The following is a 6,290-nucleotide window of genomic DNA, read 5'->3' on the forward strand; positions in this document are numbered from 1 at the left end:
GGAAAAAGAAGACATTTTGTATATAAATAGGACTAAAAAGCTCAAAAGTGAAAAAGGGGAGCTTTCCATGTATATAGATGGATTAAGACAGAAAGTAGTTGACAGCTTCGAAATGAAATTATATATAGAAAAGTTAGAAGCTGAAAATAAACGTCTTATCCAACAAATAGAAGATAGACAAAAGGATATTCAAAAATTAGAAATTGAAAACAATAAATTGCGTAAGGAAGTTGCTGATCAGAATAATAAAAAAATTGTATCCTTTAGTTGATTTAAAATCTAAGGAATTAGAGGATAGTTGAACCCAAAAACTCATAGAAAACAAGCTATAATGAATAGCTTGTTTTTTTGTTTTTATAAATAAATTGTGGATTTAATTTTATGCTAAGAAAGGTTAGTTAAAAAAAACGAACATCAGGATGATTATTGCATATGAATTGAGCCACATGTGCGGAGTTTTGAGCCAGTCAATGCGGAAGAGTGAGCCGTTATCTGCGGAATTAGAGCCGGCACGATAAAACAAATAACCTCTTGTATAATAAAAATTGCATGCAAAAATGCATGACAATATTATACAGGAGGTTTTTTTATGGTTAATTGTCGTAAAATTCTTGAACTGTATTTTGATAAGATCAGTCAAAGAACAATCAGTTCTAGTGCCGGTCACTCTAGGAATACAGTCGCCGAAGTCATTCGGCGTGCCAAGAAGCTGGGGATAGAAAGCTTGAACGATACCATGACTAATCGATGGTTGGAGGAATTTCTTTTTCCGGAGAAACAGGCTAGCGAAAAGGGGTACTTCCCGGTTGACTGGGAGAAGGTGCATAAGGAGCTGCAAAAAAAGAATGTCACCTTGGCTTTATTGCATCATGAGTATGCGGTAGATGCTCGCGAGGGTGGAAAAGTCCCCTATGCCTACAGGACTTTTTGTGAAAATTATGGGAAGTACGCGAAAAAATATAAATTAACGATGCCAATTCGCAGAAAACCGGGTGAAATCATGGAAGTGGATTGGGCAGGATCCACACTGCATATTATTGATCGTTTCACTGGTGAAAAGATTCCGGCATATGTTTTCATTGCGGCTTTGCCATACAGCCAGTTAAGTTACGTGGAGGCGTTTTTCGATATGAAGTCACCAAACTGGCTTCTGGCCCATATCCATGCATTCGAATATTTTGGTGGTGTTCCTGAAACTTTGGTTCCAGATAATCTAAAAACGGGGGTTATTAAGCCATTACGAGTCGAACCACTCCTTAATGAAGCCTATCGAGAAATGGCAGATTACTATCGTATAGTCGTCGTGCCTAGCCGGGTTCGAAAACCAAGGGATAAGGCTAGTGTCGAAGGTACCGTTGGGTACATTTCACGACAGATCATCGCCTCGTTAAGAAACTATCAATGTTTTCACATAGAGGATTTAAATCAAAGAATCCATGAAAAGCTGGAAGAAATCAATACGATTGATTTTCAGAAACGTCCCGGCTCACGTAAAAAGGTGTTTGAGGAAGAAGAGAAATCCCACCTTCAACAGCTTCCTCAAACACGTTACAAACTTGCGGAATGGAAAACAGCAAAAGTTCAATTGAACTACCACATCCAAATTGAACGAATGTATTATTCCGTCCCATATGATTATGTCCGTGAACAAGTCGATGTTCGGCTGACCACTGACCTAATTGAAGTTTACTTTAAGGAAGCGCGAATTGCATCCCATAAACGGTTAATGGGAGAAGTTGGACAGTTTTCTACGAATAGGGATCACATGCCAGATAATCATAGACTATACCTTGAGCATAACCCTGAAAACAATCGTAAATGGGCAGAAACAATTGGGCCCTCCATGGTGCGGTTTGTCTCTTATATCCTAGAAACGAATGCGGAAAAGAAGGCATTAAACATCCTTAGTGCTTTAAGGAATTTATCAGCCAAGCATACAAGGGATGAACTCGAGACCGCAACACATAAATTGCTTGAAATATCAACAAATCCGACCATTCCCGTGTTAAAAGGGATATTGGATAGGCGAAAAAAGCGTGAGCAAAAATCTAATGTTGATAATCATCGAATCAATAATAATAACCATGGCTTTACCCGTGGCGCTAAATACTTTGGAGAGGACAAAAAATGATGAACCAAGAAACATTACGTAAATTAACCGAAATGAAAATGGGTGCAATGGCAGAATTATATCAGCAACAAAGCCAGAACAAAGACTATCAAGATATGGATTTCGATGATCGATTTAATCTTTTAGTAGACTATGAGTTTGACCGTCGAAAATCAAATAGATTGGAACGGTTGATTAAACAGGCAAACTTCGAAGATCCTATGGCAGCTATTGAAGACATAGAGTATCATCCTGATCGTAACTTAGACAAAAAACTAATATTGGAGCTAGCGACAGGGAATTATATACAAAACCACCATAACATTATTTTAATGGGTGCATCAGGGAACGGAAAAACGTGGATATCCAATGCCTTTGGCATTCATGCCTGTCGCCAATTTTACAATGTAAAGTATATCAGATTGCCAGAATTGCTTGATGAACTAGCTGTCGCAAAGTATGAAGCCGATGGTAGCTTCCGTAAAATCATCCAAAAATATAAGAAAATCGATCTATTAATACTTGATGAATGGCTATTAACTGAGCTCTCGGAGGAGCATGCCCTTCACGTCTTAGAAATTATTGAATCAAGAATAAAGAGGACTTCTACTATATTCTGTTCCCAATTCTCACCGGAAGGGTGGCACTCTAAGTTGGGACAAGCGCAGATAGCAGATGCGATTCTTGACCGCATAGTGCATGATTCCTATAAGATTCTAGTCGATGGTGAAGTATCAATGAGAGAACGTCATGGTTTGGTGGTGGGAAGATGATCCCAACAGAAGTTGAAAACCGTGTAGCTAAGTATTTCTTTCACAGATATTTACCGGAAGAAGTAATGATGAAAATAGAAGATAGGTTACTAACTACTTGTATATGGGACGAGGAAGGTGATTTAGATTTTGATGAACTTGTCCGTTGGGCAATTGAGATTATAGACGAACAATTAGAAGATAAACGATTTAGATAGAATCAGCAGCCATTGAAATTAGGATAAAACCATTTCAATGGCTGTTCCCCTTTAATAGACAGTGGCTCTCTCCTCCGCATTCACTGGCTCTGTTGTCCGCAAACAGTGGCTCAAAACTCCGCACAGCCGGCTCATTCTATCCGCAATACTCAATCAGGAGTTAGAATTATACAAATTCCTATTTTAATTTCATTCAAATATATACTTGAATGTTTTTGGTTAAATGAAGTATACTATAATCAAATGAACACTTGAATGAGAATGGAGTGAGATAATGAATAAAAAAGATACCTGTGAGATTTATTGTTATGATGAAGAAAAAGTCAATCGAATACAAGGGGATTTACAAGCAATTGACATTGTTAGTGTTGCCCAAATGTTAAAAGCTATTGCAGATGAAAATAGAGCAAAAATTACCTATGCTTTGTGTCAAGATGAAGAACTATGTGTGTGTGACATCGCAAATATAGTAGGTGTTACAGTTGCAAATGCTTCTCATCATTTACGCTTCCTTCATAAACAGGGGGTTGTGAAATTTAGAAAAGAAGGCAAACTGGCATTTTATTCATTAGATGATGAGCATATCAGACAAATTATGATGATTGCATTAGCACATAAGAAAGAGGTGAAGAGCAATGTCTAGTGAGAAAGCAAAACTTGCTGAAGAAGAAATGAAAGCCTATCGTGTTCAAGGATTTACTTGTACTAACTGTGCAGCCATTTTTGAAAATAATGTTAAAGAACTTCCCGGTGTTCAGGATGCGAAAGTAAACTTCGGAGCATCTAAAGTTTATGTTAAAGGGACGACAACAATTGAAGAATTAGAAAAAGCAGGAGCATTTGAAAATTTAAAAATTCGAGATGAAAAAGAACAAAGGGTAGAACGAGAACCTTTTTGGAAGCAGAAAGAAAACATTAAGGTATATATATCAGCTCTTTTACTTGTAGTTAGCTGGTTCTTAGGAGAGCAGTATGGTGAGGAGCATGTTCTACCGACAATTGGTTATGCAGCGTCCATTTTAATCGGTGGATATTCGTTATTCATTAAAGGTCTCAAAAATCTAAGCAGATTAAATTTCGATATGAATACGCTTATGACTATTGCCATTATAGGAGCTGCAATCATTGGTGAATGGGGTGAAGGGGCAACCGTTGTTATCCTATTTGCGATTAGTGAAGCATTAGAGCGTTATTCAATGGATAAAGCACGTCAATCTATTGAATCTTTAATGGATATTGCCCCAAAAGAAGCGTTAATTCGACGTGGCAATGAAGAAATGATGATTCATGTTGATGATATTCAAGTTGGAGACATCATGATTGTTAAGCCCGGTCAAAAGTTAGCAATGGATGGAGTAGTGGTTAAAGGTACATCGACATTAAATCAGGCTGCGATTACAGGTGAAAGTGTTCCAGTAATGAAAACCACAGATGATGAAGTATTTGCAGGAACCTTGAATGAAGAAGGGTTACTTGAGGTTAAAGTAACAAAACGAGTTGAAGATACTACTCTTTCAAAAATCATTCACTTGGTAGAAGAAGCTCAAGCAGAACGGGCCCCTTCTCAAGCGTTTGTCGATAAATTTGCAAAATACTATACACCAGCTATTGTGATACTAGCTCTTTTAATTGCGGTAGTTCCACCATTATTTGGGGGAGACTGGAGCCAATGGATTTATCAAGGATTAGCTGTATTAGTGGTTGGTTGTCCTTGTGCCTTAGTAGTCTCAACTCCAGTTGCTGTTGTTACAGCAATAGGAAATGCAGCGAAAAATGGTGTTTTAATTAAAGGTGGTATCCATTTAGAAGAAGCAGGACACTTAAAAGCGATTGCCTTTGATAAAACAGGAACATTAACAAAAGGGATTCCTGCTGTAACAGACATTGTGACATATGGTGGAAATGAAAATGAATTAATGACCATAACAGCAGCCATTGAAAAAGGATCGCAGCATCCACTTGCTTCAGCAATTATGAGAAAAGCAGAAGAAAATGGTTCAGACTTTAATGATGTAATGATTGAAGACTTCCAATCCATTACGGGTAAAGGTGTAAAAGCCAAAGTAAATAACGAAATGTATTATGTCGGAAGCCCAGCACTTTTTGAAGAATTGCATGGAAGCATTGAAAGTGATAGAAAACAAAAGATTACAGAAATGCAGACCCAAGGAAAAACCGTGATGGTGCTAGGAACGAAAAAAGAGATTCTTTCGTTAATTGCTGTAGCTGATGAAATTAGGGAAACATCAAAAGAAGTCATCGGTAAATTGAATAATATTGGAATTGAAACAGTAATGCTTACAGGTGATAATCAAAGAACTGCAAGTGCAATTGGAAAACAAATTGGTGTTTCTGATATTAAAGCTGATTTACTTCCAGAGGATAAGTTGAATTTCATTAAAGAACTTCGAGAAAAACATCAAAGTGTGGGAATGGTCGGAGATGGCGTGAACGATGCTCCAGCACTTGCAGCATCTACCGTTGGTGTAGCGATGGGTGGTGCTGGAACTGATACAGCTTTAGAAACGGCTGACATCGCATTAATGTCTGATGATTTGAGTAGATTACCATATACAATAAAATTAAGCCGTAAGGCTTTAACAATCATCAAGCAAAACATTACCTTCTCTTTAGCGATTAAATTAGTGGCATTACTGTTAGTCATGCCCGGTTGGTTAACACTATGGATAGCGATATTTGCTGATATGGGAGCAACGTTACTTGTAACATTAAACAGTTTACGATTGCTAAAAGTAAAAGAATAGAATCATATGTAAAAGGGATAGCAGAACGTTATCCCTTTTTATGATAAAACCATTATTTAGTTTTGGGGATTATTGGTGAATTGCATTTTATGTCCTCTCATCAAATGGGGTTATTTTGAAAGAAATAAATGGCAAAGATGATCAATGCGATTTGGAATGTAATGATAACCGGAATTCCATATTTGAATGAATTATGGTGGGTTTTATGCCGAAATTGCTGGCCGCCTAGCAAAATTCCAACAGAGCCACCCAACAACGCAATTTTAAATAATGTTTTTTCTTTAATTCTCCACTCCCCTTTGATAGCCTTTTTTTTATCTAGGTACATCAATACCATACCAACAGTATTAATGAAAAATAAGTATACAAATACAAGAAAAATCAATTCCAAATTAACCTCCATCTTATTCCTTTAAATCTCAATTATTTGAATTATGTAAAGGAG

7 protein-coding genes are annotated in these 6,290 nt (G+C 37.2%); 6 read left to right on the plus strand and 1 reads right to left on the minus strand.

Annotated elements, in window-relative coordinates; translation table 11 throughout:
- The 6 genes from BFI01S_RS20550 to BFI01S_RS20575 form a co-directional block, all read left to right on the plus strand.
- The coding region (locus tag BFI01S_RS20550; RefSeq protein ID WP_218008340.1) for a hypothetical protein at positions 1-271 on the plus strand (271 nt) is incomplete at its 5' end.
- 318 nt (positions 272-589) lie between these two features.
- Positions 590-2,131 (plus strand): IS21 family transposase, encoded by a 1,542-nt coding sequence (gene istA, locus BFI01S_RS20555; protein WP_061794252.1) that lies wholly within the window; start codon positions 590-592, stop codon positions 2,129-2,131.
- Positions 2,128-2,883: an IS21-like element helper ATPase IstB gene (istB, locus tag BFI01S_RS20560; RefSeq protein WP_061794253.1), complete on the plus strand. Its 756-nt coding sequence runs from the start codon at positions 2,128-2,130 to the stop codon at positions 2,881-2,883. Before istA ends, istB begins: the two co-directional genes overlap by 4 nt.
- On the plus strand, positions 2,880-3,080 hold the full coding sequence (locus BFI01S_RS20565) for a hypothetical protein (RefSeq protein ID WP_061794254.1): 201 nt from the start codon (positions 2,880-2,882) through the stop codon (positions 3,078-3,080). The genes istB and BFI01S_RS20565 overlap by 4 nt, the downstream gene beginning before the upstream one ends.
- Before the next feature lie 274 nt (positions 3,081-3,354).
- On the plus strand, positions 3,355-3,723 hold the full coding sequence (locus BFI01S_RS20570; RefSeq protein ID WP_061794255.1) for an ArsR/SmtB family transcription factor: 369 nt from the start codon (positions 3,355-3,357) through the stop codon (positions 3,721-3,723).
- Complete coding sequence (locus tag BFI01S_RS20575; protein ID WP_061794256.1) at positions 3,716-5,845, plus strand: heavy metal translocating P-type ATPase; 2,130 nt, start codon at positions 3,716-3,718, stop codon at positions 5,843-5,845. The genes BFI01S_RS20570 and BFI01S_RS20575 overlap by 8 nt, the downstream gene beginning before the upstream one ends.
- A gap of 100 nt (positions 5,846-5,945) precedes the next feature.
- Here BFI01S_RS20575 and BFI01S_RS20580 read toward each other — a convergent pair whose 3' ends face one another.
- The gene (locus tag BFI01S_RS20580) at positions 5,946-6,236 is read right to left on the minus strand and encodes a DUF1294 domain-containing protein (protein ID WP_235831246.1); all 291 of its coding nucleotides are present in this window, start codon (positions 6,234-6,236) and stop codon (positions 5,946-5,948) included.
- Positions 6,237-6,290 lie beyond the last annotated feature (54 nt).

The sequence above is a fragment of the Cytobacillus firmus NBRC 15306 genome (assembly GCF_001591465.1).
GTDB classification, from domain to species: Bacteria; Bacillota; Bacilli; order Bacillales; family Cytobacillaceae; genus Cytobacillus; species Cytobacillus firmus.